General features: G+C 39.1%; 20 protein-coding genes and 1 pseudogene. 17 read left to right on the top strand and 4 right to left on the bottom strand.

Annotated elements, in window-relative coordinates:
• Positions 1–112 precede the first annotated feature (112 nt).
• Positions 113–1570, top strand: a complete 1458-nt coding sequence (locus tag N6B01_RS09085) for an alkaline phosphatase (protein WP_262078376.1) — start codon at positions 113–115, stop codon at positions 1568–1570.
• A gap of 188 nt (positions 1571–1758) precedes the next feature.
• Positions 1759–2211 carry a hypothetical protein gene (locus N6B01_RS09080; RefSeq protein ID WP_262078375.1) on the top strand — a complete coding sequence of 151 codons (453 nt, stop codon included), beginning with the start codon at positions 1759–1761 and terminating at the stop codon, positions 2209–2211.
• A 69-nt stretch (positions 2212–2280) separates the two neighbouring features.
• On the opposite strand, the gene N6B01_RS09075 is transcribed toward N6B01_RS09080, so the two are convergent.
• From N6B01_RS09075 to N6B01_RS09065, 3 genes are all read right to left on the bottom strand, one after another.
• The gene (locus N6B01_RS09075) at positions 2281–2661 is read right to left on the bottom strand and encodes a DUF1090 domain-containing protein (RefSeq protein ID WP_182417470.1); all 381 of its coding nucleotides are present in this window, start codon (positions 2659–2661) and stop codon (positions 2281–2283) included.
• Between the two features lie 969 nt (positions 2662–3630).
• Positions 3631–3969, bottom strand: coding sequence for a zinc ribbon domain-containing protein YjdM (locus N6B01_RS09070; RefSeq protein WP_182419727.1), 339 nt, complete (start codon positions 3967–3969; stop codon positions 3631–3633).
• A gap of 911 nt (positions 3970–4880) precedes the next feature.
• Positions 4881–6107, bottom strand: coding sequence for an MFS transporter (locus N6B01_RS09065; protein WP_262078374.1), 1227 nt, complete (start codon positions 6105–6107; stop codon positions 4881–4883).
• Positions 6108–7191: 1084 nt separating this feature from the next.
• On the opposite strand from N6B01_RS09065, the gene N6B01_RS09060 reads away from it, so the two are divergent.
• The 13 genes and pseudogenes from N6B01_RS09060 to N6B01_RS15250 form a co-directional block, all read left to right on the top strand.
• A complete protein-coding gene (locus N6B01_RS09060) occupies positions 7192–7707 on the top strand; it encodes an Hcp family type VI secretion system effector (RefSeq protein ID WP_262078373.1) in 516 nt (171 codons plus the stop codon).
• Positions 7708–7932: 225 nt separating this feature from the next.
• Positions 7933–10311, top strand: a complete 2379-nt coding sequence (locus N6B01_RS09055) for a type VI secretion system Vgr family protein (RefSeq protein ID WP_262080628.1) — start codon at positions 7933–7935, stop codon at positions 10309–10311.
• Positions 10312–10319: 8 nt separating this feature from the next.
• The gene (locus tag N6B01_RS09050) at positions 10320–11444 is read left to right on the top strand and encodes a DUF2169 family type VI secretion system accessory protein (RefSeq protein ID WP_262078372.1); all 1125 of its coding nucleotides are present in this window, start codon (positions 10320–10322) and stop codon (positions 11442–11444) included.
• Positions 11428–12717, top strand: coding sequence for a polymorphic toxin type 15 domain-containing protein (locus N6B01_RS09045; RefSeq protein ID WP_262078371.1), 1290 nt, complete (start codon positions 11428–11430; stop codon positions 12715–12717). Before N6B01_RS09050 ends, N6B01_RS09045 begins: the two co-directional genes overlap by 17 nt.
• Before the next feature lie 46 nt (positions 12718–12763).
• Positions 12764–13540, top strand: a complete 777-nt coding sequence (locus N6B01_RS09040) for a GAD-like domain-containing protein (RefSeq protein ID WP_262078370.1) — start codon at positions 12764–12766, stop codon at positions 13538–13540.
• A gap of 13 nt (positions 13541–13553) precedes the next feature.
• A complete protein-coding gene (locus N6B01_RS09035) occupies positions 13554–14438 on the top strand; it encodes a GAD-like domain-containing protein (RefSeq protein WP_262078369.1) in 885 nt (294 codons plus the stop codon).
• 346 nt (positions 14439–14784) lie between these two features.
• A complete protein-coding gene (locus tag N6B01_RS09030; protein WP_262078368.1) occupies positions 14785–15174 on the top strand; it encodes a hypothetical protein in 390 nt (129 codons plus the stop codon).
• 110 nt (positions 15175–15284) lie between these two features.
• Positions 15285–15467, top strand: coding sequence for a hypothetical protein (locus N6B01_RS09025; protein WP_262078367.1), 183 nt, complete (start codon positions 15285–15287; stop codon positions 15465–15467).
• Positions 15468–15853: 386 nt separating this feature from the next.
• Positions 15854–16165 carry a hypothetical protein gene (locus N6B01_RS09020; protein WP_262078366.1) on the top strand — a complete coding sequence of 104 codons (312 nt, stop codon included), beginning with the start codon at positions 15854–15856 and terminating at the stop codon, positions 16163–16165.
• On the top strand, positions 16066–18747 hold the full coding sequence (locus N6B01_RS09015; RefSeq protein ID WP_262078365.1) for an RHS repeat-associated core domain-containing protein: 2682 nt from the start codon (positions 16066–16068) through the stop codon (positions 18745–18747). The genes N6B01_RS09020 and N6B01_RS09015 overlap by 100 nt, the downstream gene beginning before the upstream one ends.
• A 4-nt stretch (positions 18748–18751) precedes the next feature.
• Positions 18752–19354: a DUF8309 domain-containing protein gene (locus N6B01_RS09010; protein ID WP_262078364.1), complete on the top strand. Its 603-nt coding sequence runs from the start codon at positions 18752–18754 to the stop codon at positions 19352–19354.
• Between the two features lie 564 nt (positions 19355–19918).
• Positions 19919–20035 carry an RHS domain-containing protein gene (locus N6B01_RS09005; protein WP_262078363.1) on the top strand — a complete coding sequence of 39 codons (117 nt, stop codon included), beginning with the start codon at positions 19919–19921 and terminating at the stop codon, positions 20033–20035.
• A gap of 114 nt (positions 20036–20149) precedes the next feature.
• Positions 20150–20266 (top strand): annotated as a pseudogene (locus N6B01_RS15250) (RHS repeat-associated core domain-containing protein); the annotation flags it as partial.
• Positions 20267–20283: 17 nt separating this feature from the next.
• On the opposite strand, the gene N6B01_RS08995 reads toward N6B01_RS15250, so the two are convergent.
• Entirely contained in the window at positions 20284–20472 is a 189-nt protein-coding gene (locus tag N6B01_RS08995) for a hypothetical protein (protein ID WP_262078362.1), read from the bottom strand.
• Between the two features lie 61 nt (positions 20473–20533).
• Between N6B01_RS08995 and N6B01_RS08990 the strand changes: the two genes are divergently transcribed.
• Positions 20534–20782: a hypothetical protein gene (locus tag N6B01_RS08990; RefSeq protein WP_262078361.1), complete on the top strand. Its 249-nt coding sequence runs from the start codon at positions 20534–20536 to the stop codon at positions 20780–20782.
• A gap of 4 nt (positions 20783–20786) precedes the next feature.
• Complete coding sequence (locus N6B01_RS08985; RefSeq protein ID WP_262078360.1) at positions 20787–21272, top strand: hypothetical protein; 486 nt, start codon at positions 20787–20789, stop codon at positions 21270–21272.
• The last annotated feature ends 7 nt before the right edge of the window (positions 21273–21279 follow it).

The raw sequence follows: 21279 nt of genomic DNA, 5'->3' as shown, positions 1-21279 counted from the left end.
TTTATTTTCCTTAATGTATTAGCTCGTTTTTGTCCGAAAATAGCGACGTGTCATATCACTGAAATATAGGTGCAGTATCCGCATTCTACATTCTGGCAAAAAGGGATACTCCATGAAACTTCATAAACTTGTACTTTTGGCTCTTGGCCTTACAACTGTCTTTGGCGGTGCTGTTTCTCCGTCAATGGCGCAAGATGCACCTGCAAAAAACGTTATCTTATTAATAACTGATGGTGCGGGTATCAATACATGGCGTGCAGCTAGCTATTATCGCCATGGTGCTCTTGGCCATGAGGTCTATGATGATTTTGATGTTAAGGTATTTATGTCAACTTATCCACTCAACACATCTAATACGCCAACCAAAACTAATGATGGTTCAGTTACTTTCAATGCATCTGAGCTTTGGGATGCGGCACCAAGTAATGAAGTATTCAAGGGATCGCTTGGTAATTATCCTGGTTATTTCAAAGGCTATGACTATACACGTGCTGACTACACCGATAGTGCTGCTGCAGCAACAGCTTTGGCAACAGGACAAAAGACTTATAATAATGCCATCAATTGGTCAAATAATGATACCAAGCTAAAACATATTGGTGAATACGCAGTTGAAAGTGGTCGCTCATTGGGCTCGATTTCGACTGTGCAGTGGACTCATGCGACACCGGCTGGCTTTCTCTCGCATAATGCTAGTCGTAATGAATATAGCGCGATGGCGCAAGATATCGTTAACTCTGGTATGGCAAGCGTTGTCATGGGGGCAGGACATCCAAACTTCGATAAGGAAGGCAAGCCCGTTGAGGCCAAGGATGATAAAGCCTATCGTTATGTAGGTGGTAAGGACACTTGGGATAAGCTTAAAAACGGCGAAACAGATTATGTTCTCATCGAAACCAAAGAGGATTTCGAAAAACTTGCTGCAGGTAAGTTTGATCTTGGTAATAAAACGAAGCTTCTTGGTACAGTTCAAAATCACTTAACAACCCAGTTTAATCGTCCAGGCGTTGCTATGGGGCAGCCTCTTGAAAACCAACCAAGCCTTGCAACCATGACCAAAGGCGCACTTAATGTGCTTTCAAAAAATGAAAAAGGCTTTTTCTTGATGGTTGAAGGTGGTGCGGTTGATTGGGCCGCACATGCTAATAATCTACCGCGTTTAATTGAAGAGCAAATTGATTTTAACCTTGCGGTTGAAGCGGTTGCAGAGTGGGTTGAGGCCAATTCATCATGGGATGAAACCCTAATCATCGTAACGACTGATCATGGTAACGGTTTGTTGCAAGGACCAGATAGCAATAGCAATGCCTATTCGGACCTTATCAATCAAGGCGCTGGTGCTTTGCCGCTTGTTCGTTGGCATACAGATACCCACACACGTGAATTGGTTCCGCTTTATGCTCATGGTAAAGGCGCAGAATTCTTCCGTGATGTAGCTAAAAAAGATGCTGGTCTTGCTGCTTATCATGCAGCAGAAGAAAATCAGATTTACGTTGATAATACAGATGTGTTTCGTGCTTCTCTTGCTGCGTTTGGCTTAAAAGAAACGCCGCTAGCACAGGGGAAGTAAATCCTAATAGTTTAAACTAGCATTAATATTTGAAATGCCCGCCCAAGCTTTACCGGCTTTGGCGGGTTAATTGGTTTAAAAAAGTATGAAAGCCTCTATCGCTAAAAAATGATTAAATGGCGTTTGAAGGCAATAAATGGGAAACATCAGATCTATATTATTTTATAGCTTAAGGTGGGAAGCAGATTATGAAATTGTTAAGTAAATTCACGTTGTCTATGATAGCTATCATGGGATTATTGGGCACCAACATAAGCATAGTGTTGGCTGCTGAAAAGCCAAGCGTTAGCATTATAAAAGATACGGCTAAGGCTGAAGTTATTCGCGCTAAGCGCAAAGGTGATATTGTTGAAATTGAGGTGCGCTTTAATACGTTGGTTGAACCATTCAGTGGTGCGATTATTTATGAAAAGCTCAATCGCGATCTAGTTTTTATCAGCAGTGGTGACGAAAAATGGCCGCTTGATGCCGCAGAAAATGCCGCGCCTCAAGATCTTAAATTGAACTTTAGTTATGATATGACAAAAACACCGCGTATTGGCCAGTGGAAAGGAAAATTTATAGCTCCGCCATCAAATGTCAATAAAATTAGCCTTCATATTGATGGCTTACCTGTGATTGAAAACGTTTCAATCAAATAGTTTATTGATATAAAAAACCCTGCATAAAAATTTATGCAGGGGTCTCAACTGTTTTATGATTTTAATAAATTATCGAACGTTGCTGCGAGCTTCTTCAAGTTCGCGGACAGCTTCGTCAAGCTTTTTGGTCTTCTTAGCAATTTTCTTGGCATCACCGCCCATTTTGGCATCTTCTAGTTCTGCCTTGCGCTGAGCTACTTTGTGTTCTTTTTCAGCAACCTTTTGTAAATTGCTTGCACGGCGACCTGCATCGGTGCAATGCTGGTTTACTTCACTTAAAGCCTTTTCTAGGCCTGCAATTTTATGGGTATGGCCATGTTGACGGGCATAATCAATTTGCTTTTGGATGTTTGCTTTTTCTATAGCACATTCGCCAGTGGCGCTTTGAGCGCTTGCAGCAGCAGGAACGAGTAAAAGCAATGAACAGCCAAGGATAAGTTTCTTAATCATAATAACTCCTTTTTGTATTATTTATAGCTTATATATAAGCCATATCGAAAGAATAATCCAATAGTATTTTTAATAAATTACCAATTTTAATTGAAGTTTAAAAACAAAATGAAAGATAATTTGAATATTTGTTCAGTTTCCATTCATTTTACCATAATTTATCCAGTTATGATACAAGTATAGTTTGATTTATTCTTATTAGCTTTTTTGTTGATTAGTTTTTTCCTAATTGGCTGTTTTTATGATTCTCATAATTTATATATCAATTATGCCAGTATCTGGGTCTTAAAAAGATATTTTAAAATGCTGATAGGTTGTGCTAGTTTAACAAGATATCGAAAAAATATAAATCAATATAATAATATACTATAATAATACGTAAATGTAATATGATTTACTACTATTATATTTAATAGCTTTCCATGACGAAAACAAACTTTAGCTATAAGAATTAAATCAGTAGAAATATCTTATTTGATGATTATGTAATATTATAAAAAGACAAATTCAATTCAAACTGCGATAGCCTTCATTGCTTATAATAGCATGATTGTCAGCTCTTTACTATTGCTATTGCTGAGATGAAGAAAAAGTGAATTGAGACCGCTACTTAGCTATGCATCTTCTCCACATAGGCAAAGCTGTTGCGTAGAGATGTAGTCCTAACGCATCGATATAATCGCCAGAGGCATTTAAACGAGACTTGAATATTAACCGCATTATTAATGCGGTATGGTTGGCACCTTGCCCATTTGACCTTTACAATGCTGTTGATTGAAGTTTTCTTTTGTTTTTGCAGAAGGCAAGACGTTTTGTGATGTTTTTTGCCTATGAAGGTGTTAGTTAGTTGGCATCTAAAGCTGTAACGCTTAGTGGCTGCATAACTAACAGCCGTAATCAGGCAAAGTTTTGCAAATATAGAGATTGGGGCATAGACATTATTGCATCAAATGCCCCAATAAATTGCAATTAGTCTTGCACTTTTTTGACGAATTCAGACTTTAGTCCCATTTGACCAATGCCAGGAATTTTACAGTCAATGTCGTGATCTCCATCAACAAGGCGAATGTTTTTTACCTTGGTGCCAACTTTAACCACTGAAGACGATCCTTTAACTTTAAGATCTTTGATAACACTTACAGTGTCGCCATCATTAAGCTCAGTACCATTGGCATCACGAACAACAATTTTATCGCCACTTTGGGTGGATGCATTCCACTCATTACCACATTCGGGGCAAATATAGTTGCTCCCGTCTTCATAAGTGTAGGTTGAATTGCATTGTGGGCATGCTGGAAGCTCACTCATCATATAGTCCTTATTTTCATTCCTAAAGGGATACATCATGGTTTAATGAAAAACTTTGATGGGTTTATATGGCTTGGTTGTTATCCAAACTCTTTATTCAAGAAATATTATTATAAGTTTTGAATTTTTCTAATTTGAAAAGACCCATACAAGAATTTTGCCAATTTTAACAGTAAAATTTTTAAAAAGGTAAAATACAACGCAATATAAGGGCAAATAGGTTTTATCATTGCAGGTTATGCCTTTAGTGAGGTGCAGCTTTTGGTTTGACGCCTATAGCAAACATGATTTTAAACTAATTGCCCTGCTTTAATGTTAAAACAATTATATTGCTTTTATCTAACCAACCCAACAGACGATCTTTTATTGTTATGGTTGCGGTGTGACACATTTGGTCCTGCTCATAATTTCTGTAGTCAGTAATATGTGCGATGTTGGCGATAGGCGAAAGTAAGGTAATATGCGCATTGAAGTTCTATGAGATAGTAGATTTAATTTGTTTCTATGTCCTTTCAGGATAGAAGTAAATTTTCACGATAACTTTGTCGAAGAGCCTTGAAAATATTCATATTTCTCAGCGGCTATTCTCGCATTCAATCTTTGGGTTATTATGAAAATTCTTCATATCATTTCGTTCAAATTAATGGCGCCTGAAACTGAGTATATTAGCTAAAATACCAAAGGATATCTTTAGTTATACAAAAATTTTATCGCAAATTTTAAGGTAATGTATTTGTAGCGCAAATGCGCTGCCTTTATAAATTTCGAGTATCTGGATTTAAAAAATATTGTCAAATAATTGCCCTTATTGATTAATCGTCCAGAAACTCTTCTTGTGCTTAAAGCTGATCAATAGCATTTTTTATTTGCTGAGCGGTTCGAGGCGCAAGCTCTATTGCATGTTGCAAATTTTAAGTTTTACTTTCTCCCTCAGCCTCCTTTTTTAAGTAATAGCACAAAATTAAAGCAAGAAAAAGCAAACAGCTTGTAAAGATTATTACCGTTGTCCAGCCACCTTTAAACCAAAACCAACCGCCAAAAGCACCGATAAAGCTTGAACCCATATAATAAAACAAAAGGTAAAGCGCAGATGCGTGTCCTTTAGCACCTATAGCTATGCGCCCAACCCAAGTACTTGCAACCGTATGTGCCATAAAAAAGCCGATCGTTATCAAGGTGATGCCCAAAATGAATATATTAAGCGATGTGCTTAAGGTACAAATTAGCCCTAAAAATAATATAAAAACTGCTGCAATGAGTAAATTGCTACGTGGATATTTTTCAGTAAGGCTACCAGCGATAGGTGATACTATCATACCAGCAATAAAGCTTAAAAAAATAAATCCAATTTGTGTAGGGCTAAGGTTAAATGGTGGAGTTGATAGACGAAAATTAGCATAATTCAAAATGGCAACAAAAACACCAAAAATCAAAAATATATAGCAAAAAATTAATAAAAGCCGCTTGGAGCCAATATGACCAAACCAAGCATGGACATGATGGCGAACGTCAAAGCCCTTATGGCGGATAAAGCGGTGGGGAACTGGCAATAAGATGTAAAAGGCAAGGGCAGCAAGAAAATCAATAATACCGATAATTGCAAGCGCGCCATGCCAATCAAACCATTCAATCAAAATGCCCATGCCCACCCGACCCATCATGCCGCCAAAGGCTGTGCCGCCAACATAAAGCCCCATGATTTTACCAAGGCCTTTGGGCGAGATTTCTTCAGCCAAATAAGCCATGGCAACGGCAGGGACACCGCCTAGCATAATACCTTCTAAAGCGCGGGCGGTAAGTAGCCAGTGCCAGCTTGGTGCAAATGCTGCAGCAAGATTACATAAGGCTGCGCCAAGCATTGAACATGCCATAAGGCCTCGTCGCCCTAAAGCTTCGGAAAAAGCACTTGATAGCAAAATTGAAATTGCTAAAAAACCGGTTGAAAGTGATAAAGCAAGTGAACTTTCAGCAGGTGTCACATTAAAATGATTGGCAAATGATGGTAATAAAGGTTGCACGCAATAAAGCAGTGAAAAGGTAACAAAGCCTGCAAAAAACATGGCAAGACTAATGCGATGAAAAGCTTTTGTCGTTGGCAGTACGCCGTCGTCATTTTTAGGTGTCGTTAAATTGTTCATGTTTTATTTTTTGCATTTTTGATTATTATCGGGGTTCGATTTGTCTCATAAAAGATAATTTTAAAGCAAAAATCAAAATAATAATTCGTGATCACCAATTATTTTATGAATATTAATTGGCGTTGAGCTAGGGGCAGGACTCATTAATTTAAAAAACAAGTACAATAAACTGTAAAAATATACAATTTTGACTTAAGCGGATGAAGGCGAAAAGTGGATGGTATACACATTTGAGTTTTACCACGCTATAGATTGCGGATGTTTTTGCGTCCTTTCAGAATATGGCGAATTTACACGGTAACTTTGTCGAAGAGCCTTGAAAATATTCATATTTGAGGCGGCTCTTCTCACATTTAATCTTTGGGTTCTTACAAAATTTCCTCATACCATTGCGTTCAAATTAAATGGTACAGCTCCTTTTTTATATTCCGCGTATCGTTATGACGAATAATTGTCGTTTAGTTACAGCTTGAATTTTGTATTTTTTAGGAGCTGTCATTCCTAAAATCGCGTGGCCAAGGATTATGTTAGAAAACTTCGTATTTCAATAATGCAATTTAAAGACAATATTTGTGTCAATCCATTGTTGACAGACGAAATATTTTATTCGTTTTTATTATCTTTGAGCTACTGAAAATTCATTTAATAAATATCAAGGATTTTTTATATTAGAGTATTAATAATATTCTAATTACTGCAAAAAATTGCAGCCGACTGCAATTTTTTGCAGTCAGGTGTTTTTCTATTTTTTTCTTATGGTTAGGTGCGTTTTTAGCTATTTTTGGTGAATTTGGACTGCAATTTTTTGCAGTTATTAGTATCTGCTAAATATTACATATTCAGCCACTATAATTTAATTTTTCCTTTATTTTCAATTGCGTGTCATTTTATTTTTGTTGTTGCATCAAGTTGGCATGAAACTTGCTTAGTATTTACTGTGGGCAAGGGTTTTCATTTCTCCTTTGAACTTTCTTTGCTCACAGGACTGTTGGCTACCATCATTTTAAGCTCTCAATTGAGGGGGATTTAAGTGCCGTCAGTTTTTAAAATGTAAGTTTGTTTGTTTATATAAAAGGATAAAGAAATGCCAACACCAGCCTATATTAAAATCGAAGGTACAACACAGGGCCCAATCACTCAAGGTGCAGCTTCTGAAGATTCAATCGGCAATATCTGGCAAGAAGGCCATGAAGACGAAATCCTCGTTCAGGCCATTGACCATGTTGTAACCATTCCTCGTGACCCACAGTCAGGTCAGCCTTCAGGTCAGCGCGTCCATAAGCCTTTCAAGTTCACCGCATCTTTGAGCAAAGCAACACCTTTGCTTTATAATGCGCTTACTTCTGGCGAAATGCTCAGCACTTGTGAAGTTAAATGGTATCGCACCAGCACATCAGGTAAGCAAGAGCATTTCTTCACCACCAAGCTTACGGATGCAATCATTGTTGATATTGATTGCAACATGCCTCATTGCCAAGACCCAAAAAATGCAGACTTTACCCAATTGGTAACAGTGTCATTAAGCTATCGTAAGATTGAATGGGAACATGCAGTTGCTGGCACATCAGGTGCTGATGATTGGCGCGCGCCTAAGGTTTAAGCCATCAGGCAAGGGATGAAGCGTTTATATGGGGTTAAAAAATAAACGCTTCACTTTTGCTCATTTCCCTCATTGATAAGATCAGAGCTATGAATGAGGGAACAAGCATCGGTATGGCTTTGCGGGGCATAGTCATACCGATGAACTTTCAGCCCTTAGGATATGTGCTTAAGGCTTATTAAAATTAAATAATACTTTTTAAATAAAGACAATGGGGCTTTTGTGATGAATCCAATAATGCAACTTCCAAAACAATTCCAAGAGCAGGATATTGCCTTTAGCTATTGGATGAAGGAAGCGCCTAATGATACTTTTGTCGTCACTGCCTTTGCGGTAGATGAAGCAATCTTTGGCATGACCAGAATAGAAGTCATGCTGTCAAGCAGTGATGATAATATTGATCTGCAAGCCTTGCTTGATAGTCCGGGCACCTTAACCATCCATCATAAATATATGGAGACCTTACGTCACTTCTCCGGCGTTGTGGTGGAAGCTGAACGCGGTGACAGAGGTCATCACCGTACCGCCTATCGTCTTGTTTTAATGCCAAGCCTTTATCGTTTGGATCATGGTTCTGATTGCCGTGTGTTCCAGACCAAAAAAGTTGGCGATATTGTTAAGGAACTCTTCTCAGAGCATGGCATTGAAAATGTTACATGGGATATTGATGAAGGTAGCCACGATGCACGTGAATATTGCGTGCAATATCGTGAAAGCCATCTTGGTTTTGTTGAGCGTATTTTGGCTGAAGAAGGTATTTTCTATTACTTTGAGCATGACAAGGAAGGCCTGTTAAAGCTCATTATCTCCGATAAGCCCAATGTCTTGCATGATTGCCCAGGCTTAAAAGAGATTGAATATAATTCTCTGTCATCAGGCTCAGTAAAGGGGCTATTTTGCTCATCGCTTTCTTATCGTGAGAAATTGCGCGCCACAACGGTTGTGCAGCGCGATTACACCTTCAAGAACCCTGTCTATAATCAGGAGCATAAGGAGCGCACCGCTAATCCTAATGGCGAAAAGCATGACTATGAGCTTTATGATTATCCAGGTCGCTATAAGAAGGATAGCGCAGGTAAAGCCTTTACTCGTTATAAGCTAGAAGCAACCCGTGTGGATGCATCCCTTGGCTATGGTGTATCCAATGCACCGCATTTGCTTACCGGTCATGCAATTACCTTGTTTGAGCATCCAGATGATCGTTTAAACCAGAAATGGCGGCTCCTCACCATTCGTCATGAGGGCGTGCAGCCGCAAGCATGGGGAGAGGATGCACAAGGGATAGGCATGGCAGACACGGGCATTGTTGCGCCTGGCTTGCATGGTACAACACTGTCGGGTTTAAGCTTTGGTACGACATCATCGCATAGCCCTAACTTGCTCACCCAGAGCCTAAACCGCCGCATGGGGCTAGCCGTTGCAGGTAACAATAACGCAAGCGATAACGCCACCGTCTATGCCAATGCCTTTGCCGTACAGCCATCGCATTTGCCCTATCGCGCACCGCAGACCAACAAGCCGCTGATTGATGGCCCGCAAATAGCCACAGTGGTGGGGCCAGAGGGTGAAGAAATCCACACCGACCAATATGGCCGCGTTAAGGTTCATTTCCCATGGGACCGCCACAAAGACCCAAAAGCAGAAGATTCATCTTGCTGGATAAGGGTGTCGATGAATTGGGGCGGTGGTAAATATGGGCATGTCGCCTTACCACGCATAGGCCATGAGGTAATTGTTGACTTTTTGGAAGGTGATCCCGATCAGCCGATCATTATCGGGCGGACGTATCATGCTAGTAACCAACCTCCTTATAATCTGCCTGAAGATAAAACCAAAATGGTTATCCGTTCCAATTCTCATAAGGCAGATGGTTTTAATGAAATATCGTTTGAAGATGAAGGTGGACAAGAAAATATGTTTGTCCATGCTCAAAAGGATCAATCGATTAAGGTTTTAAATAACCGTGCTAAACGAGTTGAAGCCAATGAGTTAGAAAGTATTGGTGCTAATAAATCGGTTGAGGTTGCTAATAATCATCAAGAAAAAATAGGCGGTTCGGTTAATCGTTTTATTGGTTCTGGTTTAGGTAGCCTTACTGCAATGCTTGGACCAATTCTAGCCGCAGGGGCAAAAGACACCGAGATCGGTTCTGAAGCGATTGATAATCCGTTTCTGAAGGAATTTGCTAAGGGGCATGCGGCAGCAACCTTAGCTGGTGAAGCCACATCCTTGCTTTCATCTGGTGCGTTTAATGCGGCAGCGGGACATTTTGTCAAAGCTGGTTTTGATATGGCAACAAAGGGCAGTGGTTTAAGCAGTGTTTTGTCACAAATCATGCCGCTATCTGGTATTGCCAATACAATGGTTGAAAAATTCCAATCCGATACGATTGGAATAGCAAGAACAGAGCAAATTGGCTCTTATAAAAATACTTCCGTTGGCCATACAATGACGCTCAATATAGGTGAAGAGTTTATCATCAAAGTCGGTAATTCACGCTTTATCATGGATAAGGAAGGCAATGTAACGATTACAGGCACGCGGTTTAATTTTTCAGCCACAGGTGCTGTCAATATTAATGGTAAAGTTATTGACTTAAACTGAGGTTAGATATGCTCGCGAAAAATGAAACGCCTTTTGCTGCTATTGCTTTTGAGCAATATCATCGTGATGGACCACCAATGGGGGTTATAACTTGTCGTGCGACCTATAACCTCATGCAAGATGGCACGTTAGAATTAGCAGATAAGCAAGAGCTTGTCTTAGCCGACGAATATCAAGGAGACCCACTTAAAACATCATTACTTAAAGCGTCTGACCTTACACCGTTTAAGCCTAATACTGATATTACAATTATCGGCAATACCTATGCGCCTTTAGGTGAAAATGTGGCGGAATGGGATTTTGGTATTGAGGTTGGCTCCAATAAACGCTTTTTAAAAGCTCATGGTTTACGAAATTGGCTTCCTGACGGGCAAAAAGACGGAAAACCATCTTGGCGCATTAGCGATACAACACCCGTTGATTTGGTACCCATTGATTATAGATATGCGGCTGGCAGCTCATATTTTGATGCGCCTAATCATGATCCTAATGGGTTTAATCCAATTGGAGCAAAGCTACCCCATCCTGATTATACGCCAGAAGATAGCATTATCCCTGTTGCAATGATTGATAGTGATACTGCACCTATTGTTGATCCATGTAAAATGGTGCAAGCGCAAGGCTTTGGACCAATACCGCCCTTTTGGCAACAGCGAATGCAATTTGTTGGTACAACCGATGATGCTTGGCGAAAAAATAGGTTTCCGCAGTTACCTGTTGACTTTAATTATCTTCATTATCAAAGTGCAAGCGCAGGAATGATATGGCGTGGTTTTATGAAAGGGGACGAAACAATTTCTCTCCATGGCTTAACCCTTGGACAAAAAACACTTTCGTTTAATCTTCCTTCAATTCAACCTTATGCGGTGTTTGATTGGATTGATGATCGCCAAGCCATCGCAGTTTTAAATCTTGATGGTGTTCATATTGATATGCGCTCACAAGCAGCTCCTTGGCAGGTGCACCTTACGTGGCGCGCTTGGGCAGCTATTTGCCCGGAGTTCTTTAAGATTGATCTTTTTGCAACAACATTGAATGATCTTGAACTGAATAATTTTCTAGGAGCAAATGAGCAAGGACTGTGTGAACTAATAGTAAAGAACGAAGGGGAAGGCAATGAGTATACCTCGTGAAGGAAGCCGTGATATTGATAAAGGTATTCTTATTTCCAGCTATCCTGATTGGTGTAAAGTGCCAGATAAACCTTGTCCATTTCCACTTCATGCCAAACAATATGAAGATGCCAATACAACACCAACGGTGCGCCAAACATCAAAACGTAGTCACACAACAAAATCTATTATGACATGCAGCCATGGTGATGAAGCAGGTATTGGCCTAGGGGTTGAATCTGGAACACGTGGTAGTATTTGCCAACCTAAAACATGGTCAAAAACGGTGCGCTTTGAAGGTGCTAATGCTGTTCGCCATAATGACGAATGGTGGATGAATAATAAAAATACCAGCGGTAAAATGAATTATGTAAAAGATGTTAGAACTTATGATCCTACCTCACCATTTTTACACAAATCAACTAATCTTCAAAATACATATAATCCGATTGATAAAGAACCTTCATCGCCAATTGGTGCTTGGTCTGACAGTCCGCAAATATTAAATGATGCCAACACAGAATTGCATTTTAAGCTTGGGCAACAATATGCATTTGCTAATATCGGTAGTGCTGCGCATGGGCAAATGCAAGCAATTGAAAACATGCAATTGCAGGGCGGAAAAAATCGCTATGGATTTGATGATAAAAACCGTCCCAATAACGGTGGAACTGGTAATATTGTTCGTGTTAGTTCAGATCCTTGCGATGAAAAATTAGAGCTTTGTTTCGCGCCCGGTGATGCAGCAAAGAATTCTGTTGATCCGCAAAACCGTAAGGCATATGAGTTAGAATACCGCCGGCAATTAGAAATACAGCATAGAGGTATTAATAAAATGTCGCCGGCAGAAATCGTTGACAATATGAATGCTTATGAAAAAAATCCAACTGGTATACGCGCTCAAGCGGAAGTTTATCAAAAAAAGGCACGTGAAGATTATGAAAAATCTCTTAGTAGTAGGTTTAATGCAAAGAATGATAAAGATAGATTAATTGATGAAGTGCTTGCCCGTGATGTTGCGTTGCACGCGCCTGATATGATTGCCGGAGGCAAAATGGATTCTGTGGCAGATCAGACTATTAATATTTTAGATCGTTTTGGTTGGGGAACAATCAATTCTTCTATTGGTTCACATTGGAAAAGCCGAAAAACTCGCTATAAAGAATATATGGAGCGACTAAAAGCAGCCAATTGCAAAAGACCAAAAGTTACTTTAGCCTATTGTCCTAGCGAGCCTGATATGCCCGGTCAACGTTTAGCTGGTAATAAAGGTTATTGGTCTGCTTTCAATTAATTTAATATAAATTAAAATATTCTGCTTTTGTTAGGAGTTCGAATATATGTCACGTCTTGATGAAATTATGAAAGCGTCTAATGCCCGTGGTGGTTATATTACGCCAGAGGAGCGTTATGAAGAAGCTTTTTTACTTTATGGCCCGCCGAAACATGTTGTAAAGCCTGATTTAGCCACTATTGAACGCTATCGCGGGCGAGTACCAGATTCACTTTTACGCATTTGGCAAGATTATGGTTGGGGCAGTTGGAGTAATGGCGTTTTATGGATGTGCGATCCCGAATTTTTACGTCCAATCATGCACGCACTTTTTGATGGCGATCCCCAATTTAATCCTGAAACGGTAACACCTTATGTTTATGACGGTTTTGGTGGATTACATATTTGGATTAGTGATAACAAGCAGTTTGAATATAAGGTTTTATTCAATTCAGGCTCGGTAGATGAATTTCAATCATGGAATGAGGAAGTACAGAAAAGCTTCACAGTTTCTGAAAATTTTATTTATTTTTTTCATACTCTTTTATCAAAGACAAGGGTCTTTGGTGATTTTTTAAATAATTATAAGCGTAAAAGTATGATGCCAGAGTTGATCAAACGTTATGGCGAGCTTGAGCCGGGGGAGGTTTATGGCTTTGTTCCAGCCCTACCATTAGGTGGGAGCATGAGCATTAATAATATACAACGTATGCCAATTTTATCTTATTTAAGTTTTTTAATCGAATTTGAACGCCCAATGTATGAAAGCTATACCCCCCCTGCTGAAGGTGAAGCAGGTTATGGCACAATTACACCCATTCGCCGTCTAGGACCGCAAGAATAAGTATGGTTATCACATGACATTGCATCGCAGGCACGTATTAACTGGAATTTTAGGGGGCCTTCTTGCGGCACAACCGCGTGATAAACTTTTATCAAAGCCTAAAGCAAACTTGGAAAGCAATAATATGTCACGCCTTGATGAAATCATGAAAACGGCAGAAGCACGCGGTTATATTACGGCCGAGGAGCGTTATGAAGAAGCTTTCTTACGTTATGGCCCGCCTAAACATGTTGTAAAGCCTGACTTAGCCACTATTGAACGCTATCGCGGGCGGGTACCAGATTCACTTTTACGCATTTGGCAAGATTATGGTTGGGGCAGTTGGAGCAATGGTGTTTTATGGATGTGCGATCCAGAATTTTTACGTCCCATCATGCACGCACTTTTTGATGGCGACCCCGAATTTGATCCTGAAACGGTAACACCTTATGCTTATGATGGTTTTGGTGATCTGTATATTTATTTAGGTTCTGGCAAGCAATTTCATTATAAAACTCTATTTAATTCTGGATCTAAGGACTACTTGAAAGAATGGGGGCAAGAACCGCATCAAACCTTCACACTTTCTGAAAATTTTATATATTGTTTTTATGGAAATTTATCAAATACAAATAACTTTGGTGATTTTTTAAATAACCATAAATATGAAAATTTTATGCCAGAGTTGATCAAACGTTATGGCGAGCTTGAGCCGGGGGAGGTTTATGGTTTTGTTCCAGCCCTATCATTAGGTGGGAGCATGAGTATAAATAATATACAACGTATGCCAATTTTATCTTATTTAAGTTTTTTAACCGAATTTGAACGCCCAATTTATGAAAGCTATATCCCCCCTGCTGAAGGTGAAGCTGGTTATGGCACAATTACACCCATTCGTCGTCTAGGACCGCAAGAATAAACATGGTTATCACATGACATTGCATCGTAGGCACATATTAACTGGAAATTTAAGGGGGGCTTCTTGCGGCACAACTGCTTGATAAACTTTTATATAAGCCTAAAGCAAACTTGGAAAGTGATAACATGTCATGCTTGATGAAATCATGAAAACAGCAGACGCACACGGTTATATATTACAGCCGAGGAAGGTATTCTAGGTTCAGGTGATTTATCAAAGGAAGAACTTGAAAAGTTAATCCAAGATATCGAAGGTGCTCTAGGTTCAGGTGCTTATGCAATTACAGATGCAAATGTTCGTATTACTAGCCAGGTAGAGAAAAAAACTAAAGCAGCTGGTATTCCCCTTGTTTGTGCTGCTTTGGCATGCCCAGTTGCACCTGAACCTGGATAAATATAAAGGTGGTGCTCATTTGTGTATGCAAAGCCCGGGAGTTGAGTCTCATCATATGCCAGTAAAAGCATACATTGCTCCTCTTCCACACGATATGGGGCCAGCCATACAAATGACTCACGAGGATCATGCGAAAACTCCATCTTACGCTGGAAGAGCAAGGTCTCTAAAAGATGAATACTATGGTCGTCAAATAGCATTTTTAAATAAAGGACAATTTACCAATGCGTTTATATTAGATGCTATAATCTCGGTCGGTATTTCAAAAAAATATATTGGTGCTGTTATTCAAGCAACAAAATATTTAATATGTTTAAAACTTCATGGTTTAGTTCCAAATTGATTTATAAAGAGTGATAAAGTTTATGGAAAAATATCAAATTATACCTAAAAAAATAAATCGGTTTATTCGTATTAAACTCATCTATACATGATAATCAGCATTTAGAAAATTTGTATGGAAATATTACATATGAAGGAGTTTTAGGTGCCTCTTCTGAAGCATTTGATACACTTAAAAAAGCATACTCTGAATATGCATTAGATACTAAAGAAATAGATGAAGTAAAAGATTCTTATTTAAATAATAAAAAAATTATCTTTAACAAAATTTTTATAAAAGTGGTATTAGTTTAATTTATGAAAATAAAAAATTAGTTGAAATTGCAGCTGACAAAGAGTGTGAGCATCTAAATTTCAATAATCTTTACATTTTTAAAGAGGACCCTCAAGATATTATCAATTTATTTTGTACAAATTTAGAAGAATATCCATTAATCAATGAACAAGATATTTATTTTCCTAAAAATCGTATGACTTTTTGGTCCTTCGCTGAAAATGTGACATTTGACGGGGAAGTAAAATGGGCTGATGAATCATCGGAAATTTATAGCGAAAAAAGTTTTATAATGTGTTCAGGCTCACGTAATGATGGCCAAGATTATAACAATTATATTGTATATAAGCCATTATTTAAGTAAAATTATCTTAACTAAGATAAAATAAAAACGAACGCTTTTGGTATGATGAAAATAAAAATATTCTTAAAGAACAAACGCCAATTGGCGCAATTAAGTCTTTTGAATATGATGGGGCAGGCTTTAAAACATCTCAACAGGATGAAGCGGGAAATACCAGCAAATGGCAATATGATAATGCTGGCAATATCATCAATTTTACCGATGCTGAAGGGTGTTGGGCGCATTATGCTTGGAATAATTTTGGATCGCCCAATGTGGTGGTTGATGGTGAAGGGAATTCTTGGAAATATGATCATGATGGTGCAGGCAATGTCATTAGCGCTATTGATGCTGAAGGGCATGAAACGCGAATAGAATGGACAGAAGCTGGGCAGCCGTCAATTATTCATTTTGCGGATGGCGGCAAAGAACAGCGTTTTTATGATCAACATCACCGTCTTATTGAAATTATTTTAGCAAATGGCGGTAAGGTTAGGCTTGAACGCGATATTTTTGGCCGCGTTATTAGTGAACAGAGCCCTGATGGCAGCTTAACACGAGTTTTTTATGACCACTCAAAAGGCAAAGAATTTTATCAACCAACGCGGATTGAGCGGCCTGATGGATCAGTCATTGAACGAAAATTCGATGCAGAGGGGCAAGTATCTCATGTAAAAGATGCGCAAGGGCGGCAATGGACCTATCACTATGGGCCATTTGATCTGCTTTTAGGTATGCAAGAACCTGGCGGTGGCCAGCTTTCTTTTGAATATGATGTTTTAAAGCGTTTAACCTGCGTTAAAGATGCGCTGCAACGCCAATGGCATTTAGAGCGCGATGTTGCAGGGCGCATTATTCATGACTGTGATTTTGCCGGTCAGAACTTCTATTATCATTATGACGATGTTGGCAATGTTATTAAACGGATTAATGCCGATAATAGTTTTATTGAATATAGTTATGATAAAACCGGCCTTTTATTATTGGAAAAGGCTTTTTCAGCGCAAGGTGATCTTCAAGAGACCACTTCATTTGATTATGATGGCCGGCAATTATTAAAACGGGCAGAAAACGGCTCAAGCGTTATTGGCATTACCCGTGATAAAAATGGCCGCATAATACAAGAAGGCTGTAATGGCCGTAAAATTACCAGCCAATTTGATGCTATGGGCAGGCGCGTTAGTTATCAAATTGGTCAAAACTTTACTAAATTTTATCATGATCCTCTTGGCTCTTTAACGCAACTGGTCATTGGCAACCATAAGCCAATGGATTTCCAATATAATATTATGGGGCGTGAGACACAAAGGCAGTCTCACAGTGGTTTTTCTTTAAATCAAAGCTATGATGCATTAGGGCTATTAACCAACCAAGAGGCAGGTTTTGCCCTTTCCACCCTTGGTCGTCGGCTGGAGGGAGCAAGGGCGGCACAATTGCGTGGGTTTGATGCAGTTAAGGCCGCCGCTCAAGTCAAGCGTGATTATAGCTGGAACAAAGCTTTTGAACCTTTAAGCATTAAAGATCAACGTTGGGGTGAAACCCATTATTCCTATGATGATAATGGCCAAATTACCAAAGCAAGTTCTAGCGATGGCAGAGTTGAACAATTTAACTGTGACCCTGCACGTAATATTACTGGCTTTAGTGATGAAAATAATATTCTAAGCCATTGGCAACAAGCGAAAGGCGGGCGCATTACCGATGCCAAAGGCGCCAATGGTGAACATATTGCCCTTGAATATGATGCGTGTAACCGTATTATCAAACGCATTGTTACACGCAATGGCTTTCGCCCTAAAATTTGGCACTATCAATGGGATGCAAAAGATAGGCTGATTGGTTGCTCAACCCCAACGGGCGAACGCTGGACTTATCATTATGATCCGTTCGGGCGGCGTATCTTTAAAATCAATGCTAGCATTGCACAAAAGGCATTATTAGCACAATCGCCCCAAATCACTGAGATTGAGAAAACCCGCGGGGCTTATCATGAAGATAGCCATCAACGCAGCAGTGGCGAACTATCAAATGACACGATCGTCGGCACAGCCTATCTATGGAATGCCAATAGAATAGCCGAGGAAGCACCATTAAAAGCAAGTGGTGAAGCGGATTGGGATAAGGCAACCAAATGGCATTATGAGCCTGATACATTTAGACCAATTGCTAAAGAAACAGCAAATGGTGAACTGTTCTACATCGTCAACGACCACCTTGGCACACCGCGCGAGATGTTTAGCGAAGATGGCAAGCTTGTTTGGGCGGCGCAATATCGCACATGGGGTGCTGTTCATAAAATCTGGCAGGCAGATAATGACAATGATATCCGCGGCCCATACCCGCCACCAATGCGCGGTAATTTAGCATTCAAATACGATACGGTTGAAGCACAAGCTGCGCAAGCCTGCCCAATCCGTTTCCAAGGCCAATGGGAAGATGTGGAGAATGGGCTTTACTATAACCGCTACAGATATTATGATCCACTCGCCGCACAATATATCTCACCTGATCCAATAGGGTTGGCAGGTGGGTTGCGCCCCAATGGATACGTCCATAATCCAAACACATGGATAGATCCGTGGGGGTTGGCAGGTAACGTAGCCACAGCAACCCATGTTACTTATACAGGTATAGACATTGCTACAGGTAAGCCATATATCGGATATGCCAGTATGCCAGGCCACCATTCGGCTGAAGAGGTTATAAAATATAGGTATAGCGGTAATTACTCTCGTTTCGGCGGTGAGCCTCCAACAGCTATTTATCAAGGCTATGGATGGGAGGGAAAACAAATTGCCCGAGGATTAGAACAGATAGAATTTGAAAAAAACGGTGGTTTAAAAGGAACTGCAAATAAACAAAATCCAGTTGGCAAAAACAATAAAAACAGGGCTGCTTATTTAAGTAAAGCTGAACAACACCTATTAAACCAAGCAAAGGCGAGTAAATCAGGGTGACAATATGAGAACAATTAATAAAGAAGGTGTTATCATATCGATGAAATTGCGTGACGATCTTTATACTATTGGTATGACGCTAAAAACTGCTGGCTTTTTGGTGTTTGATATAAAAAGCAAAGATGGTCAATGGCACAAAGATAGTCTTAAAAATGTAAAACCCTTGCTTAGGGTTTTTGCTGTAACAAAACTTATCTTCAATCATTTAGGTGTTGAAAGACTTAAATTAGATTATGACCAAGCTGCAGTTAAAGCATTTGAAGATTATAGATGGATTGATCCATATATTTATTACTATAATCCAGACTATGATGGAACATTTTATGATAAGTTTTGGCTTGGTGGTAAATTATTACAAATGGATAGCAATTTTGATAAGCGCGAAGTTATTAACTGGAATTTAAAACTTCCAGAAGATCGTGAGGTTATTGAAAAAACGGAAATGATTAATATGTGGTCAAGTCAGAGTTTACAAGATCGTCTTGTTCGGTATTTTGACACTGGTATTAACCGAGATGACCTGAAGTTTTTTGTTTTTCCTGGCCTTTGGGATGATATTGATAAATTACGTCCATTAACTCGCCGAGTAGCGATACCTTGGAGATAAGACAGATAATATAGTGTTTAGATAATGCCATATAGCATTGATAAGTTTACATGATTGTCAAAATTAAAAAGCATATAAAACAATAAGCAAAGGCCTATTGCTTAAGGTTCAGCATTCGGATGGTTTTCATTAAAGTTTGAAAATTATGAAGCTGGGCAACGTAGATCGGTCAAATGGCTGGTCGATGGTGGCGAAGCGCGTCTTGTGACTTACCATTACGAGAAATTGGGTTTTATGTTCAAAATGGAAATCGACCTTTGTGGACAGCTTGCATGTAAAATGAAATTGAACTAAAAGTTATGGAAAAAAGTTAAAATTTTGAGCCAATCCAGATCATAAAAATAATGTTGGAAAATTTCCTTGAATATTGATATACGAGTTTAGCATTCCTGAATTAAATTTAATTTTTAAAATATGCCTGATAAGACTAGCCATTACTAGTTAGATTACTTAGGAAACACTGTTAAAAGCACGTGGTGAGGCTGATTGAAATAAGGCGACAAACAAGCATTATGAGCTTAATACGTTTAGGCAATTGCTAAAGTAACAGCAGACGGTGAATTGTTGTACATTGTCAACGACCATCTTGGCACACCACCTGAAATGTTTAGCAAGGACGGCAAGCTTGTTTGGGCAGCACAATACCGCACCTTTTTAATTCCTTGGGGGCGCAGTTTATAAAATCTGGCAGGCAGATAATGACAATGATATTCGCAGCCCATATCCACCACCAATACGCGGCAACTTAGTATTTAATATGATACGGTTGAAGCACAGGCCGCGCAAAACTGCCCCATCCGCTTCCAAGGCCAATGGGAAGATAGTGAAACCGGCCTGTACTACAACCGCTTTCGTTATTATGATCCACTTGCGGCACAATACGTTTCATCCGATCCTCTCGATTTAGCTGGTGGATTAAGGCCTAATGGTTATGTATTTAATCCTATTGTATGGATTGATCCCTTTGGATTGACTGATGAAAAAAATGCAAGAACTTTGGCACGCCTCTTTGCAGATTCAATGCGGGGCGGTAAATCAGGTGCCGCCGGTGCACTGGTTACCGGTACAGGGTCAGTATTTACAGCTGTCAGTGCTTCGGTAAATTCAAATAGAACCATTCATCCTTTAATTCAGTAGCTCTATGATAGCGTTCCTGAGGATATTCGTGGGAAAACTTATATGAAGTGTTGCGAACCTGTTACTCTATCTCAATTTGCTAATAGCGTTGGTATTCCCATAAAAGCAGCAGGAACTTATACAGCAGATGAAATCACAAATTTTGTTAAATTACTTCAAGGCTTCGCTCATGCTGTAGTTACTCTAGGTGGTAAATATCATGGTTTCGGAAAACCCTTCTGTCCTGTATGTAATAATGTTAATCAGATGCTTGATAGCGCAATATTAGATGCTTTTTTGAAAGGAAACTAATGTAATGAAAAGGCACTTCAAAGAAAATGACTTTATCAATAATAATGAAAAATTTTTCGATATTTTTGAGTATTATAATACTAAGGCTGACGAAATCAGTTATGTGGATATAATGAAAATTTTTATTAAATATTTAGAAAGAATAAAAGATCAGCTGGATCCTAAAATTTTTAAGTATGTTGATATTGCGAAAGAGTTTTATTACGGCAAGCATATAGGTGATGAAAAGTTTCTTGAAGAAAAAAGAATTGCTTTATGGAAGGAATTAGGACCTTATTCTGAAAGTAGATTTTATAATGAGGGAAGGATTGTTTTATACGTAGTATATAGTCAAGAAGCTACTATTAAGTTAGGAGAAGAGTGTTCAGACCATTCTATATATGAAACTATTTGTGAGTTTTTTACTTATGCTACTGAACTTAACCCTGATAGCTGGCAATATATTGAACCTTGTGTTGCAGAATATTACGCCGATATTTCAAAAATATAGTTTTAAA

Source organism: Bartonella sp. HY406 (assembly GCF_025449315.1).
Taxonomy (GTDB): Bacteria; Pseudomonadota; Alphaproteobacteria; order Rhizobiales; family Rhizobiaceae; genus HY038.
The sequence above is the reverse complement of the archived record's forward strand: the minus strand, read 5'-3'. Positions and strand labels throughout refer to the sequence as shown.